At 35.3% G+C, this 19,222-nt stretch carries 20 protein-coding genes; all 20 read right to left on the bottom strand.

The features are described from left to right. Window positions 1-4 precede the first annotated feature (4 nt). Window positions 5-1,534, bottom strand: a complete 1,530-nt coding sequence (locus tag GM661_RS02695; protein ID WP_230868629.1) for a flagellar hook-length control protein FliK — start codon at window positions 1,532-1,534, stop codon at window positions 5-7. 75 nt (window positions 1,535-1,609) lie between these two features. Next, window positions 1,610-2,140 (bottom strand): MotE family protein, encoded by a 531-nt coding sequence (locus GM661_RS02690; RefSeq protein WP_230868628.1) that lies wholly within the window; start codon window positions 2,138-2,140, stop codon window positions 1,610-1,612. After that, window positions 2,137-2,583, bottom strand: a complete 447-nt coding sequence (locus GM661_RS02685) for a flagellar FliJ family protein (RefSeq protein ID WP_230868627.1) — start codon at window positions 2,581-2,583, stop codon at window positions 2,137-2,139. Before GM661_RS02685 ends, GM661_RS02690 begins: the two co-directional genes overlap by 4 nt. Window positions 2,584-2,594: 11 nt before the next feature. After that, window positions 2,595-3,905, bottom strand: a complete 1,311-nt coding sequence (fliI, locus tag GM661_RS02680) for a flagellar protein export ATPase FliI (protein WP_125987960.1) — start codon at window positions 3,903-3,905, stop codon at window positions 2,595-2,597. Beyond that, on the bottom strand, window positions 3,892-4,671 hold the full coding sequence (locus tag GM661_RS02675; protein ID WP_230868626.1) for a FliH/SctL family protein: 780 nt from the start codon (window positions 4,669-4,671) through the stop codon (window positions 3,892-3,894). Before GM661_RS02675 ends, fliI begins: the two co-directional genes overlap by 14 nt. Then, entirely contained in the window at window positions 4,664-5,671 is a 1,008-nt protein-coding gene (gene fliG / locus GM661_RS02670) for a flagellar motor switch protein FliG (protein WP_125987955.1), read from the bottom strand. Before fliG ends, GM661_RS02675 begins: the two co-directional genes overlap by 8 nt. 15 nt (window positions 5,672-5,686) lie before the next feature. Next, window positions 5,687-7,261, bottom strand: a complete 1,575-nt coding sequence (gene fliF, locus GM661_RS02665; RefSeq protein WP_230868625.1) for a flagellar basal-body MS-ring/collar protein FliF — start codon at window positions 7,259-7,261, stop codon at window positions 5,687-5,689. A 36-nt stretch (window positions 7,262-7,297) separates the two neighbouring features. After that, a complete protein-coding gene (gene fliE, locus GM661_RS02660; protein ID WP_230868624.1) occupies window positions 7,298-7,600 on the bottom strand; it encodes a flagellar hook-basal body complex protein FliE in 303 nt (100 codons plus the stop codon). A 36-nt stretch (window positions 7,601-7,636) separates the two neighbouring features. After that, complete coding sequence (gene flgC / locus GM661_RS02655; protein WP_230868623.1) at window positions 7,637-8,074, bottom strand: flagellar basal body rod protein FlgC; 438 nt, start codon at window positions 8,072-8,074, stop codon at window positions 7,637-7,639. Then, window positions 8,074-8,472: a flagellar basal body rod protein FlgB gene (flgB, locus tag GM661_RS02650; RefSeq protein ID WP_230868622.1), complete on the bottom strand. Its 399-nt coding sequence runs from the start codon at window positions 8,470-8,472 to the stop codon at window positions 8,074-8,076. The genes flgC and flgB overlap by 1 nt, the downstream gene beginning before the upstream one ends. A gap of 175 nt (window positions 8,473-8,647) precedes the next feature. After that, window positions 8,648-9,004 (bottom strand): response regulator, encoded by a 357-nt coding sequence (locus tag GM661_RS02645; protein ID WP_125987945.1) that lies wholly within the window; start codon window positions 9,002-9,004, stop codon window positions 8,648-8,650. A 263-nt stretch (window positions 9,005-9,267) separates the two neighbouring features. Then, window positions 9,268-10,512: a GGDEF domain-containing protein gene (locus tag GM661_RS02640; RefSeq protein WP_230868621.1), complete on the bottom strand. Its 1,245-nt coding sequence runs from the start codon at window positions 10,510-10,512 to the stop codon at window positions 9,268-9,270. Between the two features lie 313 nt (window positions 10,513-10,825). Then, entirely contained in the window at window positions 10,826-11,020 is a 195-nt protein-coding gene (locus GM661_RS02635) for a hypothetical protein (RefSeq protein WP_230868620.1), read from the bottom strand. Between the two features lie 137 nt (window positions 11,021-11,157). Continuing rightward, the gene (gene pseC / locus GM661_RS02630) at window positions 11,158-12,333 is read right to left on the bottom strand and encodes a UDP-4-amino-4,6-dideoxy-N-acetyl-beta-L-altrosamine transaminase (RefSeq protein WP_230868619.1); all 1,176 of its coding nucleotides are present in this window, start codon (window positions 12,331-12,333) and stop codon (window positions 11,158-11,160) included. A gap of 34 nt (window positions 12,334-12,367) precedes the next feature. Further along, a complete protein-coding gene (locus GM661_RS02625) occupies window positions 12,368-14,653 on the bottom strand; it encodes a hypothetical protein (protein ID WP_230868618.1) in 2,286 nt (761 codons plus the stop codon). A gap of 25 nt (window positions 14,654-14,678) precedes the next feature. Beyond that, window positions 14,679-15,857 (bottom strand): Gfo/Idh/MocA family protein, encoded by a 1,179-nt coding sequence (locus GM661_RS02620; protein ID WP_230868617.1) that lies wholly within the window; start codon window positions 15,855-15,857, stop codon window positions 14,679-14,681. Between the two features lie 12 nt (window positions 15,858-15,869). Beyond that, the gene (locus GM661_RS02615; protein ID WP_230868616.1) at window positions 15,870-17,108 is read right to left on the bottom strand and encodes an ATP-grasp domain-containing protein; all 1,239 of its coding nucleotides are present in this window, start codon (window positions 17,106-17,108) and stop codon (window positions 15,870-15,872) included. Further along, window positions 17,105-18,325: a polysaccharide pyruvyl transferase family protein gene (locus tag GM661_RS02610; protein ID WP_230868615.1), complete on the bottom strand. Its 1,221-nt coding sequence runs from the start codon at window positions 18,323-18,325 to the stop codon at window positions 17,105-17,107. Before GM661_RS02610 ends, GM661_RS02615 begins: the two co-directional genes overlap by 4 nt. A gap of 12 nt (window positions 18,326-18,337) precedes the next feature. After that, window positions 18,338-18,646 (bottom strand): hypothetical protein, encoded by a 309-nt coding sequence (locus GM661_RS02605; RefSeq protein WP_269059921.1) that lies wholly within the window; start codon window positions 18,644-18,646, stop codon window positions 18,338-18,340. Next, window positions 18,643-19,152, bottom strand: coding sequence for a hypothetical protein (locus GM661_RS02600; RefSeq protein WP_230868613.1), 510 nt, complete (start codon window positions 19,150-19,152; stop codon window positions 18,643-18,645). The genes GM661_RS02605 and GM661_RS02600 overlap by 4 nt, the downstream gene beginning before the upstream one ends. Window positions 19,153-19,222 lie beyond the last annotated feature (70 nt).

The raw sequence follows: 19,222 nt of genomic DNA, 5'->3' as shown, positions 1-19,222 counted from the left end.
TTATCTAGGCCAGTAGATTCATCCTGTGTCTGATATAATTAAGATTTGACCAGCGGTGGTCTGCAATTATACTCTGCGGGAGTTCACTAAATCCCTCTTCACTCAGCAGTGTTTCCATCTCTTCATAGCTAATCTGTCCAAAATCCTGAGAGTTCTGTTCCTGATTACTATGCTGTTGTTCCTGATAGGAACCCTGTTGGGAGTCAAATTCTTCATTAAAATACTTATCATTTGACTCAACATAGAGCTGGTCAACTGTCAATCCCTGTCTGACTAGATTAGACCTGAGACCATTTATATTATGTTCAAGATAGGACTTAACCTCCTGGCTCTCTACCAGAAGTCTGGCCATTACTTCACCAGCCTCTACCTTAAGCTGAACCCTTACCTTCCCCAATGACTCTGGCTCCAGCTGAATATTAAGCTGTTTATTTCCCTGCTGACTGAACTGGATACGATCAGTAATCTGTTCAATCACATTTTGCAGATTAACCCTGGCTGTTTCAGCTGTCCCGGCAGCATTAGCCCCATTTAGGCCGCTACCCTGTTGTGAAGTCTGCCCCATCAGGTCACTAAATTGTCCATTCTGGGCCAACTGTTCTTTACTACTAATAGATGTGCTGTTCTGGGCTGCTGAATCAAGTTGATTTGTTTTCCAGAAATCATTTTCTTTACCCTGACCTGCTACATCACCTGTTTTACCCAGAGTAAAACCAGCATTTTCCCGGGCAAGACTATTTAATTTCTCAGCTGACTGTCCCTGATCACTTTGGGCATTTTTCTGACCCTTTCCATCCTCAAGAACAGACAGGTCATCTCTACTACCCTGCTTTCCCCGGTCAGCTGCCAATTCCTCCAGACTTACTGATTTTTCTTCTGACTGCTGGAACCCTTTCCTATCTTCAGAAAAAACAGAGGCTATACCATTATTGGCAGTCTTCACGGTAGTACTACTATCAGCTGAAAGTTCACTGCTAACAGAGCCCCCATCACCTTGATTAGAGGAATTTACCCCAACAGCATTGGAATTACCTGCCTCTGAGTCACCCTGTCCCTTTTCAAGAACAGTCTCTCCCTCTTCAGCAAGCAACTGCTCTGGATTAGTTCCAGTTAACTCCTGAACCAGAGCATCCTTCAGCCTTTGCAGGGATTCCTCCAAAGCCTGCAGACTGCTACTGTCAAGTTCTGGATCCAAGGAAACTAAATACTGAGCCAGGCTGTCAGCAGGAATATCCAGTAAAGCCTTTAGAGCCATTAAAAACTCAGGTTCAAGTCCCTGAAGTACTTCTGCTAACTCTTCAGGCTCCATCTCCAGTAATTTATTCAGTTTTTCTAAAGCTTCATCAGGTAGAACATTTTCTACTGTCTCATCCTGACTGCCATACTCACCCTGATTTTGAGCTAGGAGAATATTTTTAAAATCACCCTCCTTAACACCGTTACCTTTTAAGGAAACAGCTGGGCCTTTACTATTAACTGCTCCAGTACTGGCTGTTGAAGAAAAGAATCCCATCGAATTAAACCCTATATTCATTTTTCTCACCCCCTTTCTAGATGAATTAATCTATATAAATAGCACTTAAATATAACACTCTTCCGTTCCAGCCAATTATTGGTCAAGTGCCAGCGAAAAATCTGCTGCATCTGCTGGACTCAATTGAGTCAGGATAGCAGAGGCATCTTTTTCCTTTAAGTTGCGCAGGATTTTAATAGCCAGCTCTTTTTCCAGTGTTGCTATTATCCTGGCCGCCTCTTCTGCCTCCATCTCTGAATATATCTTAACCAGTTTATTCAGCCTTTCCTCTTCACTGATACTCCTGTCCCTTGCCTTGGCCAGTTCCTCTGTCAGGGATTCAATCTCTGCCTGCTGTTGGTCAACAAACTTCGTTAGTTCCTCTAACTTTCCTTCCATTTCCTGGTTTTGCTGTAAGAGTAGCTTGTTTTCCCCTTCCAGCCTTTTTGTTTTATCGGCGATACTTAAAAAGGCTTCATTAGTCTGCACATATTCCTTAAGGAAAGGTGTATTGACAATTACCCTTTCTCCCCAGGCCCTGAGTGATATAAGATTAAAGGTTTCCAGTAGATAAACAGCAGAACCCAGGATTATAAGTATTAGAAATATTATCAGTGCTTTTTTCATTCAAACCACCTTCCCTTTTTTAACTGCTGGTTTATTTCATCAATCAGCTGCTGCTCTTTACGGAATAATTCCTGTCGGTATTGTTGATATTCCTTTTCTTTTAATTTCTCCAGAATCTCTTTTTTCTTCTTCTTTTCAATAAATTCTGTATTACATTTCTCTACCTCAGTCATCTGTTTGGACAGCTTTCCACTGACCTGTTTTATCTGACGACGCTGTCGGTGAATAAAGTTACGGGTCTGAAGCATCTCCTCTACTGTAATTTCATTATCCTTTTCACGCAGGTAATTATATATTTTATGCTGTTTATGATTTAACTCCTCCAGCTCACCCTCAATTTGAGCAGCCTTGTGTTTCTCCCCCAACAGCCTGTTGCGGGAGAGCTGCTCCTCCAGTTTCCTGACATCAAGAACCCTATTGAGATTGAATTGAAAACCCTTCATGATCATCCACCCTACCTAACTATTTCAGTTAAACGCCTGATGGTTTCTGCAAACTCGGTCTTTTCCTTCATATCCTGTCTTAAAAAATTATCTATTAACTCAATCTTATTAATAGCCCTATCTACTGCCGGATTACTCCCTGCCTGATAGGCACCAATATTAATCAGGTCTTCTGCTTCACGGTAGTCAGCCAGCAGTTTTTTCAATTCACCAGCTGCCTCCAAATGTTCTGGACTACTAACCTCAGGCATAACCCTGCTGACACTCTCCAGAACATCCACAGCCGGGTAGTGATTACGTGATGCTAATTCCCTTGATAAAAGGATATGTCCATCAAGTATTCCACGGACAGTATCTGAAATTGGTTCATTAAAATCATCACCCTCAACCAGCACTGTATAAAGGGCAGTAATCGAACCCCGGTCATTTGTCCCTGTTCTCTCCAATAGTTTAGGAAGTTCAGCATAGACAGAAGGTGGATAACCCCTGGTAGTCGGTGGTTCACCTACAGCCAATCCTATTTCACGTAAGGCCATGGCTACCCTGGTAATAGAATCCATCATCAAGAGCACATCATGCCCCTGGTCACGAAAGTACTCAGCAATAGCTGTTGTTACATGGGCTGCCTTCACCCTGACTAAAGCAGGTTTATCAGAGGTTGCTACTACCACGACAGAATGTTCTAAAGCCTCCTGGCCCAGGTCCCTTTCCAGAAAGTCCAGCACCTCTCTGCCCCTTTCACCGACAAGTCCAATAACATTAATATCAGCATCAGTATTACGGGCGGCCATGCCCATTAAAGTACTCTTACCAACACCACTACCAGCAAAAATACCAACCCGCTGACCTCGACCACAGCTTATCAAACCATCAATACTCCTGATGCCCAGGGCCATAGGTTCAGTAATCCTTTCCCTGGAAAGTGGATCAGGGGGCTGGGCCTTTAAAGGCATATCAATTAGACCAGGCATTGGTCCATTATGATGATAGATAGGTTTACCAAGACCATCAACAACCTGTCCCAGTAATTCCGCACCAACCTTAACTGACAAACGCTCACCGGTAGCCACTACCCTGGCACCTGGTGTAATGCCATCCATATCACCTATCGGCATTAATAAAACCTTGCTGTCATCAAAACCAACTACCTCTGCTCTGACAGTCCGATCCTGGTGTTTTATCAAACATAATTCACCAATACTGACTTCAGGGCCCTGAGACTCTATAATTAACCCTACAACCCGGGTGATATGTCCAAAATTGCTATTGGTCGGCAGCTGTTCAACCCTGGTAGTAAGATTATTAAAATCAAGTTTCTTCATGAAAACCGGCCCCTTTAAGGAGTTCTCGTTCAATTAAATCCAATTTAGTATCAAGCGAACCATCTCTACCGCCGAGTTCTGACTCCACAATACAGTCACCGGGTTTTAAATTATTATCACCTTTGATTTTAACCAGCTGTTTAACCAGTTTATCATTCAATTTATCTTGATTAAGATATTCCAATAAATTCGGATGAATAAAAATTTCAACACTCTCAATATTACGCATATCCTCTACCATCTCTTGAATAATGTTATTAATAAGTGACGGGTGCAGCTCTAACTGAGTATTTACAATCCGGCCAGCTATCTTAATAGCCAGGGTAATAATCTCACCTGAAAGCTCCTCAGCCTCAGCTGTCAGCTCATCACGGATCTCTTTAACTACCCTTTCTATAGTCTCCCGAGCCTCAGCAGTTAGAGCCAGTCCTTCCTGATAACCCTCATCATTACCTGTCTTGATACCTTCCTGGTAACCCTCCTGATAACCGGTTTCTTCAGCCTCTTTTACTATCCCTTCAGCCTTTTCTCCGGCTTCAGCAATTATCTTTTCTGCTTCAGAACGAGCCTTGGCAAGTATTTCTTCGGCCTCTTTCTCAGCTTCAGCCAGCATCCTGGCAGCCTCTTTCTTTTCTTTTTTTACCAGGTCCTCTTTCTCAGCTATTACTGTCTCCTCTTCTGCTATCTCTTCCTTTTTGCTTACAATTTTTTTGTCTTTCAGCTGATAGACACCTATAATGTTAGAAGACTTAATGATATTAGACAATTACTTCACCCTCTCCACCACGGGCAATAACAATTTCTCCACTATCCTCTAACTGGCGGATAACATTAACAATTCTCTGCTGGGCATCCTCTACTTCACGCAACCTGACCGGCCCCATGTATTCAATATCCTCTTTCAACATTTCAGAAGCCCGCTTGGACATATTTTTATAAATCTTGTTCCCAACATCATCACTAGCAGTCTTAAGGGACAGGGCAACATCATGGGTCTCAACCTGACGCAGTACCATCTGTACAGCCCGGTCAGCCAGTAAGATAATATCTTCAAAGACAAACATCCGCTTCCTGATTTCTTCTGCCAGTTCAGGGTCTTTCTCCTCAAGATGGTCAAGGATATTCTTTTCTGTTCCCCTGTCGGCAAAATTCAGGATATTAACAATCGACTCTACACCTCCAGCTGAAGCATATTCATTGGTGACAATTGAAGATAATTTATGTTCAAGGACTGTCTCAACCTCTTTGACTATATCAGGTGAGGTCCTATCCATTAAAGCAATCCTGCGGGAAACCTCGGCCTGAATTTCCTGAGGTAGATAAGCAAGTATACTGGATGATTGTTCAGGCTGAAGATAGGCCATAATCATAGCAATAGTCTGGGGGTGTTCACCCTGAATGAAGTTCATTAACTGGGAAGGGTCTGTTTTACGGATAGCATCAAAGGGCCTGACCTGAAGAGTTGCAGTTAAACGCTCCAGGATGCTATTTGCCCTATCCTCACCTACAGCTTTTTCCAGTACTTCCCGGGCATATTCTATACCACCCCTGTTAATATAATCATGGGCCTGGCAGATCTGAAAGAACTCCTCCAGCACCTGATCCTTAAGCTCACTCTCAACTGGACGTAGATTGGCAATCTCCAGGGTTAATTCTTCAATATCTTCATCACTTAAATGTTGAAATATACTGGCAGATACATCTGGTCCCATAGCAACCAGTAAAATCGCCGCTTTTTGTTTTCCAGTTAAATCTTTATAGTTCATAATAACAACCCCTTATTACTCATCAACTAACCAGCTCTTAATCATTTCAGTAACCTCTTCAGGTTTATCATTAATAAGCTCTGTAAGCTGTTCCCTGATTTTCATTCGTTTTTTCTGTTCATCGGTAAGTTCAGCAGCAGCAGCTACTTCATCTTCCAGTTCATCATCTACCATATAATCCAGAGCATGTTGGCCTGTTCTTTCCTCTCCACTCCTGGCAGAGTGCCTAAAGATAAAGAGAGAAATTACTAATAGTAAAAGAATAAATCCAATAAGTCCGGCATAGATTAGCATTTTTGTCCTCCGGGCTGCCGCCTCAGCCTCTCGAGCTGCAGCAAACTCTTCTTCCATTGAGTTATCAAAATTAAGACTGGTAACAGTAACAGTATCACCACGTTCCGGGTTATAACCAATAGCAGCCTGTACTGCCCCTCTTATTTTTTCTAAGTCCTCTTCAGCCAGATTATTATTAACAATAACAGCCGCTGAGAGGTAGTCAATACTCCCTGGTGAGTAAACACGGCGTTCAAGCCTCTCATTTATCTCATAATTAGTAACTATATCAGAACTACTATACGAACCTGTCCCCTCTTCTCCCTCTATTTCCTGGTATTGAGGAACATTTGAGGTGGTTCCAGGGACACCTCCGACACCATCAATATTACCCTGATAATTCTCCAGGCGCTCCTGACGGCTGCGGATAATACCCTCATCATCTACCACTGGTGAATAGGTCTTACTCTCTACCTGCCGCTGATCAAAATTCATCCTGGCCTTGACCTGAACAGTAAAATTATCTGGCCCCAGAACCCTAGTCAGCATAGCCCTCAGGTCCCTACGTATTTCATCAGACAGCTGACGCTGCAATTCAAATTGATTAATAGTCAGTTCCTGATCAAAACCATTATCTTCATCTTCATTTAAATTAGTACTCAATAGGTTTCCGGCAGTATCAACAATAGTTACGTCCTCTGCCTTCAGGCCTTTTACAGCACTGGCAACAAGATTCATCATGGCCTTTACCTGGGGCTGGCTGATCTGATAATCTGGTGTAAACTTTACCAGCACTGAAGCCTCAGCCCCCTGTTCTTCTTCAACAAAAAGACTTTCCCGCGGGGCTGTGATCTGCACCTTGGCATATTCCACAGCATCCATGGCCTGAATAGAACGACTCAACTCACCACCAAGGGCACGATAATAATTAACCCTTCTTTCAAAATCAGTAGTACCAAAATTGCTCTGATCAAAGACCTCAAAACCAACTACACCTTGTGTAGGCAGGCCTTCACCAGCCATCTTTAACCTGGTTTTATAAACCACTGAAGCAGGCACCATAATTGTATTTCCACCATCTGCCAGCTGGTAACTTATCCCCTGTTCATCCAACTTTTCCATTATAGAATCAGCATCTTTAGGGTCTAATTGGCTAAAAAGTGTCTGGTATTGGGGACCACTACCGTACAAGATTAAGATTATAAAAACAATAAAAACAATACCTGTACCAATACCGATTATAGTTTTAGTCCTTTTATTTAATTTTGCCCATAACTCTTTTAGCTGTCCTATGTACTCCTTTAACCAGTCAGCCATTTTACAACCTCTTTCATCACGTATTAGCAAGACAACTTACATCTGCATCTGCATTATCTCTTTATATGCGCCTGCCGCCTTATTTTGAATAGCAGCAGTAAGATCCAGGGCAACTTTCGCTTTCTCAGTAGCTATCATCACCTGATGAATATTATCTGTCTTGCCAAGGGTAAAGTCAGCATTAAGTTTATCTGCCTCAATTTTTAGACTATTAACCCCGTTTATCTGTTCTTTTAGCATATCTACAAAAGATAATTCCTGCTTTTCACCAACCCCAGATTCCCTGTCAATACCAGTTAATAACTGCAGGTCATTCGATAATTCCAAACCTTTAATCATAAAAGATCACCCTTTAGTATAAAATAATAAATCAAGCTAACCCCGCCCTATCTCCAGGGCCTTTAAAGCCATATTCTTGGCAGTATTCAAAGCCGTGATATTGGCCTCATAAGACCGGGAAGCACTGATCATATCGACCATTTCTGAACTTATATCAATATTCGGCATCTCTACATAACCCTCTTCATCAGCATCAGGATGAGACGGATTATAAATTATTTTAAAAGGTGACTGGTCTTCAGCAATACTGACCACCTCTACCCCTTCAGCAGAAGAATCCTGACCAAGCCTGGCCTTCAGTAATTTCTTGAAGGAACTTGTATCCTTTTCCTGAAAAACCGGCACCTTACGACGGTATGTCTCCCCTTCAGCATTCCGGGTGGTATTAACATTAGCAATATTATCGGCAATAATATCCATCCTGAGCCTCTGAGCTGTCATTCCAGATGAACTAACATCAAAAGAATCAAACACTATTGACTACCCCCTTTACTAATAACATCTTTTAAGATGCGGAACTGGTCGTTAATCTGTTTAGCCAGTGTATTATAATAAACACCATTTTTGGCAACCTCAGCCATCTCAACATCTACATCAACATTATTTTTATCATTACGATAATTACTCTCCCTTAGTGCTAAGCTTTTAAAAGAGTTTGCCTCTGTCTTGCTACCAGCAATATGCCTTTCATTAGTGGTCTTTAACGATAGAGAGGAACTCTTTTCACTCTCTTCCCGTAAAACACTAATAAAATCAACATCTTTCCGCTTATAGTTTGGTGTATCAATATTAGCTAGATTATCAGCCAGGGCTTGCTGTCTGTCAAGAGCCCCATCAAGACCCCGACTCATTAAATTAATTACTGAAACCATCACAACACCTCCTGAGCCCATTAAATCTTTTTTAGTGAATTTGACAAACAAATATGTAAAAATAAAAATATGTACAAAAATAATTGGTATTATTTAACTATTTGTATAATATTTCTACACAAAACATCTAATTCCTTCCCAATGACACAAAAGAGGTCAATTTTACTATTCCAGTCTACAAACCAAGTTTTTTTACAGCCTCAACCACCCGTTCTTCCTTAAATGGTTTGACTATAAAGTCTTTTGCTCCAGCCTCAATAGCCTTAATGATCATTTTCTGCTGACCCATAGCACTACAGACAACAATACAGGCATCAGGATTAATATCTTTAATGGCCTTAATTGCTTCCAGGCCATCCATCACCGGCATAGTAATATCCATCGTCACAAAATCAGGCTGAAGCTCCTGATACATCTCAACCGCCTCCTGCCCATCTTGCGCCTCACCAGCAATTTCATATTCATCCTTTAAGATATTCTTTAGATTTAACCTCATAAAAGCGGCATCATCTACAATCAATACACTCTTCAAGCACAATCCCCCCTTAATCCTTCAAACACTTAATTTCCTTATTCTTATCCCTTTTAATATTTATAATTCTCTTTTTTACCTGGAAATCCTGCAAAAAATATTAATTAATCCTCTTATTTCAGGAAAATAAGAGATAATAACTAATTAACTCCCTCCTCTTAACTACAATAAGTGTCATTATCTATTTAGCTTTAAAATTATAACACTAATTAGGCGAATATATTTGTTGTTTGTCTTATTAGCGGACAGTTAATTAAACAAGATTAATACTCAACTCTATTTCTTCCCTTTTTCTTTGCCCTATATAAGGCCTGATCAGCCTCCTTAATAACTTCAGCAGCATTATCATGACTAGCCTTTTTCTCAGCAACACCTATACTCACTGTAATCTTAGTCTTTTCCGTGCCTGCCGGATAAGACGTCTTTTTACCCTGATCAGGTTTTTGGGGGGGTCTCTTTTTACTCCTGATAATAAAGGGATGATCAGCAATATCCCTGCGCAGTTCCTCTAAATAATCATAGGCCTCTTTAACACCCTTACCAGCAAAGACGATGGTAAATTCCTCGCCCCCATATCTAAATACCCTGGCTCCCCCCTTTGTCCTTTTCATCATAGCAGCCACCATTTTTAAGACCTGGTCACCAATATCATGACCATATTTGTCATTAAACTTCTTAAAAAAGTCAATATCTAACATGGCTATGGAATAACTATTACCCAGTTTCAACAACTCCTCACGCAGAGCCCTTCTAGCAGGAAGGCCTGTTAACTCATCATGATAAGCCATTGAGTAAAAATCCTTGATCATAGCTATATTAAGCGCCAGGACAGACAAAAAGGCAAACTTCAATAGTAAAATCCCGGGATATTCCTTCAGGAAAAACATAGTTACAAAAAGCTGTATAAGCAAAAACAAAAAAGCATAATCTTCAGCCTGTTCCAAACCTTTAACTAATAAGACAAGAAAAGCCAACAGCCATAATACTACTAAAAACTCAGCAGCCTGAAAATGATTCTGCAGAAATCCCAGATATAAAAAGTCACTATTAAGACAGCTCAGCAAACCTTGATATAGGGATTTATTTGTAACTAGCAGATAAAGAATATATAACTGTCCAAAAATAATAAAAATACGCCTTAATCCCCAGGTAGTAAATATCCCCCTTTCCCGATAAAAAGAGACAATAATAATATTTATACTTATAATAAAGAAAACAATAGAAAATGGGAGAAAAAAAGCCCCTGCCCCTTTCAATAGTTCATAACCCACAGGGCCGAGAAATATGTTAAGCAAAAAAAACAGTAATAGGATGAAAAAGACCCTACTCTTATTGAAAAAGACACTCAAAATAAAACCAATTAGAAAAACAAAATATAGACTATACTGTATAAAGCTTTTATACTTTAAAAAAACTTCAAATCCTAAACCATATGTAACATAAAGCAAGGTACAAGTTAAAAGAGAAAAAAGAAACATTTTAACTAAGTTCCTGTCGAAAAACTTCACAAGCCATCCTCCCTGCTGTACTGTCTAATTATACCAGATATTTCAACTAAATTGTATCCTCAAAAAGCCCTAATATTATGCAAAAACACATTATTTTTAAGCTGTTTACTTATAATTATACAATAACACAGGCAACTTAGCAAAAAAGCCAACAAGGTTAACCCTGTTGGCTTTTTTTGAAATCATTACTTTCTTCTATTTTTCTTGAATCAGTTGATCTAAGTCTAATGAGTAATCAGTTTGCCTTTCTTTTGCTTTTATGAAAAAACCACTACTTCCTTAACAAGTAGTGGTTCTAGCAAATCTTTTTGTTTCACACTAATACATCTACATAATTACCAAGATGTGACCCTACTGCACTCCTTACTGCTTCACTACCTTCTTCCATACCTTCCAGAAGCTTGTCCACAGTAGCAGCATCCTGATGCATAGCCTGCCTTAAAGAACTTACCCCCAGGGCCTGTTTGATACTGGCTATATCCTGTTGATATGAATCAATTATTTCCATTAAAAATTCTCCTCTCTTTTAAAGTCTACTTAAATAAACTATTTAGTTTCTAAATCACAAAAAACTTACTCAGTAAACTTAACTTTAATTTAGATTATTTGCTAAATACTCATTTTATAATACACCCTCCATATTAATCAATATTTTCGATAATTGTTTAAGACTTTATATACAATCTTAATTACATCTTCTACATCTTGACTCTTCATTTGAGGAAACAAAGGTAAAGTAATAATCCTTTCATACAAATCTTCTGCTACAGGGCAAATCCCTTTTTTATAGCCTAAATTTTGATAATACGGATGATAGTAAACAGGTATATAATGAACATTAACACCCAATTTCTCTTTTCTCAATACTTCAAAAATCTCCTTCCGGCTTACAGTCAATTTCTCTAAATTTAACTTAACCACATATAAATGCCAACTGGACTTTATATCTTTAGTTTGAAAAGGTATCTCCAATAAATCAAAATCATGGAAAGCATCATTATACCTCTTTACTATCGCTTTACGCCTATCTATAAACTGATCAATCTTCTCCAATTGTGAAATTCCTAATGCTGCCTGTATATCTGTCATGCGATAATTATATCCTAATTCTAGCTGTTCATAAAACCAGGGACCTTCTTCTTGATTTTTAACATCTTTACCCTTAACTATGCCATGAGTTCTAAATTTTTTCAGTCTATTATAAGATTCTTTATCATTTGTAAGAATCATTCCCCCCTCTCCAGTAGTAATATGTTTAACAGGATGAAAACTAAAGGTTGTCATATCAGCTAAACTACCAACCTTTTTCTTTTTATATTTTGCTCCAATAGAATGAGCTGCATCTTCAATAACAAGAAGATTATATTCTCTAGCTATTTTCATAATCTCATCTATAAATACTGGTCGACCTGTATAATCCACAGGAATGATAGCCTTAGTTTTAGAAGTTATTTTCTCCCTAATTTTTTGGGGATTAATATTATATGTTTTAGGATCAATATCAACAAATATCGGTTTAGCTCTTTGATAAAGAATACAATTAGCACTAGCTGCAAAAGTCAGCGGTGTAGTAATCACTTCATCTCCATTACTGATCCCAGCTGCAAAACAAGCAGCGTGTAAAGCAGCCGTTCCATTTGAAACAGCCACAGCATATTCAGTGTTACAATAATCTGCTACTTTCTCTTCAAATTCTTTGATCTTCGGTCCAGTAGTTAACCAATCCCCTTTTAATACATCTACAACCGACTTAATATCATTTTTATCCAAACATTGTCGACCATATGGTAAAAACTCATTCCTTATACTCTCATTACACATTTTTATATCCTCAGCCCTCCTAATCAAGTAAAACCTATTGTATAACTAACAAACCTTTATTATAAAGACTAATCTTTTCTAAATGTCTTTGTCTATTTCTAATATCAAATCCGCTAATACTAAATCTACACTTACTATGCCCTCTCCAAAATATACGACCAGTATCATCACTTTCAGAAATAGAATGGGTTATTCTTAAAAAATAATTATCACTTAAATTTTTATAGCTTAACATAGGAACACTGTATAACTCTGAATTATCATGCCAAAAAACAACCCCTTTTAAATTATCCTCAATACTAACCCATCCTTCTGTTGCCCCTAAAGATGTATTAGCCGAAATATCTAAACTCACCATCTCAGTATGATCAAATGACATTTTTCCAAATTTATATTTTTCTTCTTTTCCTCCATTTATAGTTGTATATTTTAAATTCTGGAAATTAAAAAATTCTGGATTCACAGTAAAAATACCAGTGCGAAAATAAATAGGGTTTAAATCATTAAATCTAAAATAATAACTTATATCTACTTTAGCTAGAGTAGTGTAGATATAATAAACCTTCCACAAAACACCAAAGTCTCCCTTGATTTTTGATTTTACAGGAATTCTAACAGGATATCTATTTAAATCATCTGGGTATATAATTTCACTATTATCTAAATCTGTAATTTTCTTTAGATTTGTATCTCTTATTATGGTATGTCCAGAAAAAAAATCTGGCGAATATTTAATATGGTCATAATAACCATGAGGAATAGTTCCAAGAACCAATTGATTATCAATTTGAGGAAATGACAATCCTTCAATTATACCTGGTTTACGGTCTAGAAAGGATATATTTACTTGATCTGTAATAATTCTATTTCCATCCAATTTTACTTCCGGCAGCCGAAAATTTGCTTCCCCTTCTATAATATGTATCTTTATTTTCTCTCCTGGTAATATTTGGGGTAAAGCAAGTGCCAAAACACAAGTTCTAATACTATTATCTCTATAAAATTCTACTTGCTCTAATTGAAATAATATTTCTTTACCGTCTGCTAAAACATTTAAATCATTATAATAAAATTTCCCTTTATCAAATTTTAACTTTACTTCATAAGGCAAACCTTCTGACCAAAGCTCTTTGTTAAAATTAATAATAAAAATTTCTTCTTCTTTAGAATTTCGACTTTTATAATAGTTAATATTTTTATCTAACTTTTGAGAAATAGCTCCTGCTTTTTCATGAAACATTGATATCTTATCTTCGGTAGTTTTAGTTCTAAAATCACTACCACATAAATAGACCATTTCCTTCCATTCATTACTACCGATATTATCTGGATTAATAAATTCATTCTGATTTATTTTATTATATATTTGATAGCATTTAGTATTAATCTTTGTATCTTCAATTCCTGAAACAGCCCATCGTACTGCATTATACTTAGGTTGCTTTTTACATATTAAAGGGTACTCGCTTGTCCCAAGTTCAATAATTTGATCTGAATTAAAATTCTCTGCTACATAATTAGGTATTACTAATTCTACTTTTTCATTTTTAAGTAAGGTATCTATTAAATCATATATTTTTTTAATCTCTTTATTACTCTGACTAAAGAAACGATAATCATAGTCTCCTGGCTTATAATCAAATATCTCTACATCAGAACCATATAATAGAAAACTCCTATCTCCTTCAGAATTATAATGTGATAATATATAATCTAAATATTCCTCTTTCTCTATCCAAGCAAATATATACTGCTGAAACTTTTGAAAAGCTATAGAATTATTCCATACTAAATTTATTTCCCCAATCTCTCCTTTTAGTTTGTGAGACTGATAAGGGACTTCTTTAGCAAAGTTATTATAAATTGCACTATTATTAAACTCCATGATTATATTCTCATATCCATTTTCTAGATATAAATCTACATTTCCATTTGAAAAAATCTGTTCATTAATATAGGCACTTTTGGGTGTTAAACCCAAAAGATCTTTATATACTTTATTCCCTATGGCTAAATTTTTAAAGTTGATTTTTTCTGGCCACAATGGTGCAATTATTTGACTATAGCCTGCCCCTATTAATTCAGCCTGTCCATTTCCTATATGTTCTTTTAACTGTTCAATATAAGTATGATCAATTTTAGCAATAGCCTCTAAAGTCTCACCGGAAAATTCCAGGCCCAACTTAAGCTCTGGGAATTCTTCTAAAAGTTCTAATATGGGCCAGTAACAATAATCTATTACTAATGGATATTGTTCTTCGGGAATAGAGGAAAAAGCTAAATTAAAATGAAATGCAGTATATAGGTATAATTTTTTCATAGAAAATCCCCTTAATTAAGTATAATTATTTTACAACAGGCAATTCTATTTTTTTCCATCTTCCATTGTCCATTAGACTTCTGTTTGTTGCTTCAACAACAGCAGTAGATATAAGAGCTTCACTAAATGAAGGTCTTTTACTTTGTAGTTCATTTACACTTACTTCCTTGTTATTTAAATCATTACAGTCTTTAATGAATGTCAAAATACTATCAATTCCATAACCTCTAAATTCTTCAAAACCCTCTGCAGTTGGATAAATTTGGGTAAAGTAAGGGTTAATATCTTCAATACCATCTTCAGTAATTACTTGATTTCCTCGATTTTTTTGGTCGCTTTCATATCTCCCTTCAGTACCAATGAATTTAATCGACTGATAAGACATAGCAGAAGTTTGAGAAGGGTCAATCCAATTGACCAAAAATGTTGATGTAAAAAGTTTACCTTCAGTATTTTCCCACTCTAATATTGCTTGAATAGAATCATATGTATTAATTCCTTTATTAGCTAACGAATTCATCTGTCCAACCGCTGATACTCTAAGCGGTTTAGCCCTTGTGATAAAATAAATTATATCAACATAATGAACAGCTAAATATTGAAATATATTTGTTTCTTTTATCCAATTTTTAAACATTTCTTCTGGCATAATCTTTCTTTGGCTATATTCTACTATCGTATATAATAAATCGCCTATATTTCCATCATTAATAATTTTTTTAACTTTTAAATTTGCCAAGTCATATCTCTTATGAAATTCTACAGCTCCATATACATTATTTTTATTTGCTAATTTTATTAATTCTATATTTTCATCTACTTTTGATGTTAATGGTTTTACCACTAAATTATTTTTCTTAGCTTCAATTAGCTCTTTAGCAATTTGATAGTGCAAATGGTCAGGAACTGATAAAATTACACAACTACCGTCACTTAAATTATCTAAAGCATTTCGATAAGAAAATCTATCTTTTCCTTCCTTTGGATAAGTATCTATATTAATATTTGTACCCATTAGTCTATTTATTTCTTTTAATTTTTGGCTAAGAAAACCAACCGACTTCTTACAGGTAGAAACTACTGATATTTTTCCTACATATCCTTGTTTTTTTGCTTCCATTACTGCAGGCAATATCGTTCCATAAGTATCTGTTCCTCTTCCACAAACATACATTCCTGCTCCTATGATAAGTACATCAACCATTATATACCTCCATTATTCTTTGGTAAATTTAATCTTTATTTTTGAAATAGCATTTTCAGCATTATTAACAGCTTCTTTCCTATCCTTTCCCGTTGCAATCACATGCAATAATCTATCATGATGACTTCTAATTATTTCTATTTTATCACCTTTCTTAATATTTTTTTCAATTGCTAAATCATATATACCTCTACTATTTCTAGCTTCTGTAATTCCTTCCAAACATTTAACAACTCCAGAATCTGTATGCAAAAAAAATCTTTGAGCAGCACCTTTATTGAATTTAGGAGTTAATTCCTCTTCAGGATTGATCTCTTCACCAATACTAATCTTTATTAACACTTTAACTATATCAATACCTGTAGCTAAAGGAACCATATCAGTAGCAAATCTTCCTCCACTTAGCCTAGCAGCCATCTCTAAAACCCTTGGTTCACCATCATGAATAATAATATCACCTTTTGCCACCCCCCATTTAATCCCTAAAGCTTTAATTGCTTTTTCAGTAACTGAAATTACTTTTTCCTGCATTTCTTCAGATAATACTGAAGGAATAGTATGGCCATCTTCAATAAAATATGGTGCAAATAATTTCTTTTTATCATAATTACGGTCAGCAAATCCTGTTGTATATATTTTACCATTATAAACTATAGCTTCTGTACTAATCTCAGGACCTGCAAAATATTCTTCTATTAAAATAGTAGGATTACCTGATGAGGATTGAGCTTCTTTAATATTTTCTTTTAAATCTAAATAATTATTACATCGTTTTACACCTTTAGCTCCTGCTTTATCTATAGGTTTGACTACCACAGGATAATTAATTTTATTGTTAAATTTTTCAATATCATTAATTGAATTAATATAGAAAAAATCAGGAGAAGGTACTTCTTGTTCTTTAAAAATCTGAATTCTTCTAAGTTTATCTGTAGCATTTTTAGCTACTTCCACAGGAACTCCCGGTAACTTCAAACTATCGGCTACTGCTGATACAGTTTCTGCCACCTCAGCCCCACAGGTCATTACACCATTTAGGATTTTTCTTTTATTAAATTTAACAGCAAAATCAACAACTCTATCTATATCTTTAGTACTTATTACCTTATATTCATCAGAATACTTAAACCCAATAGAATTAGGATTATAATCTACAGAAACTACATATAAGCCCATATCTTTAGCTTGCTTTATTGCAGGCAATTGACCTTCTCCCGCTCCAATAATCAAAATGCTCTTATTTTCTTTCATATATTAGTAGCTCCTTCCAAAATATCAACTACTAAATTTATATATTCATCTGTCTCTTCTTTTCCTTCTAAAATCTTATTTTTAATTATTTCTCTTTCTATATCAATTTTACCAATTAAATTTTCAACTTTTTCTTTTAGATTACTATAATCTACGTCATTTAATTCTAAACAATAGTCCTGTAGACCTAACCACTCAATAAATCCTTTAACTTTAGGGTTATAATTAATAGAGATCATCGGTGTTGATGTTATAGCTGCAAAAATATTAGAATGTAATCTGGTAGAAATAGAAAATGCACACTTTGAATAAACATTTAACACATCTGGTATTGATCTCGCTTTTTCTTTAGATAATACAGAAGCCCTATCTTTATTAGTTAATTGTTCTAAAATTCTTTTGGAAATAATAATATCATTTTGTTCATCTCCCCCAAATTCATAAGTACAATGAGGAATAAAAACTACTTCAAAATCAAGATAACCAAGGAAATATTGAACTATCTTTAAGATGCTTTTTTCATATCTTTTATTAAGTTCCTCATCCCCTTTATATGCTAGACTCCTAACTGAAACACCAATATATTTTCTTTTTATTGATTTATCAATTTTATTAGCTTTGATACCTACTACTGGATCAGGAAGCAGATGTACATCGCTATTATTAATCCCTAACTTTTTAATTAAAGCTAAAGATTTTTTGTCCCTAACTGTTTTTATAGTTGCTTGTTTTAATATTGATTTAGTTAATAATTTACCATATTCCGTACTCAAAGGTCCAATAGATAAACCATATAACATAATTGGCACTTCATGTAAAGTAGCAATCCGACTTAAAACCTCATAATATGGAATTGGACCTCGAAATAAATCTATAGTAATATCTAACAATAAATTTCCTAATCCAATTATTAATAAATCACTGTTCTTTATTTCTTTAACAATATTTATTAAAACCCCTTTATCATCTCCATAATTAAATCCCCTAAACCATTTTCCTATACTCTCCTCTTTACTATTATACTCTAAATTTTGAACAGATTTAAAGGCATATTGTTCATATTGTTTTAAATTAGCATGCCTATCTAAAATAGAAAAAAAAATCTTCTCATTATAAATCTCTCTCAAGCTATTAGCAATAAAAAAAGCCCCTGCCTCATCACCAATACTGTTAATTCCATAAGCACCAGCAAACGTTATTTTTTTAATTATAATCACTCCTTTTCTATCTTACACCTGATAAAAAGGTTCAAAACCATTTTCATTATATAAAGTAATAAATTTACCATTAAAGTTTAACTTATCTTTCAAATATTTAACTATTTCATTTTGAAACCTAAATGAAGAAACAATAACTATATCTACATCTAGCTTTTTTAATTTCTCTGGTTTTTTTACCTCATATTTATTTACTTTAAAATTAGTTTTGTATGAATCAATAATGAATTGTATATTTTTCTTAGGTAAGTCAGTTAGTTCTAGTAGCTTCAAAGTATGTTCTCCAGCACCATAAATAACTATTTTTAAGTTTTCGTTTATTTTAGAAATGTTTCAATTATACTTGCCATTTTTTCTTTTCTATACCGATTATATAAATTTTGATATTTTAATTGTAATTCTTTAAATTCACTTATATTATCTTCAATATGATCTTTATATTTAATTACTGATTCATAAAATAATTTTTTAGCATAATTATATAATTCTATATCTAATAAATTTTTATTTCTTATTATCTCTTTAGTATTAAAACTAACATTAAAATTATCTGGTTTATTTTTAGAAACGTTTCTTTTAAAATAATTAATATTATCCCAAGAAAATATTTTCTTTAATATTAATAGTGACATATCAAACTCACTTAATATCCCAACAAAAGAAAAATGTTCATCTAAATTTAATTTTACTCTTTCTAAATCACTTTCTGTTAGTCTTCTTTTACTTTTTAAATCAATAATAAAACCATCACTAGATGCTATGCTTCTGGTCTGTCCATTATATATCTCATGGGTTAATTCACTATTAACAAAATCTTCGAGAGACATGTTTTTTTAATTATTTTAGAAAGACTGTGGTCTACCTTATCTTTTCAAGTGATAAAAATAAGAAATAACC

The sequence above is a fragment of the Iocasia fonsfrigidae genome (genome assembly GCF_017751145.1).
GTDB lineage: Bacteria > Bacillota > Halanaerobiia > Halanaerobiales > DTU029 > Iocasia > Iocasia fonsfrigidae.
This window is presented reverse-complemented; position numbering and strand designations above follow the sequence as displayed.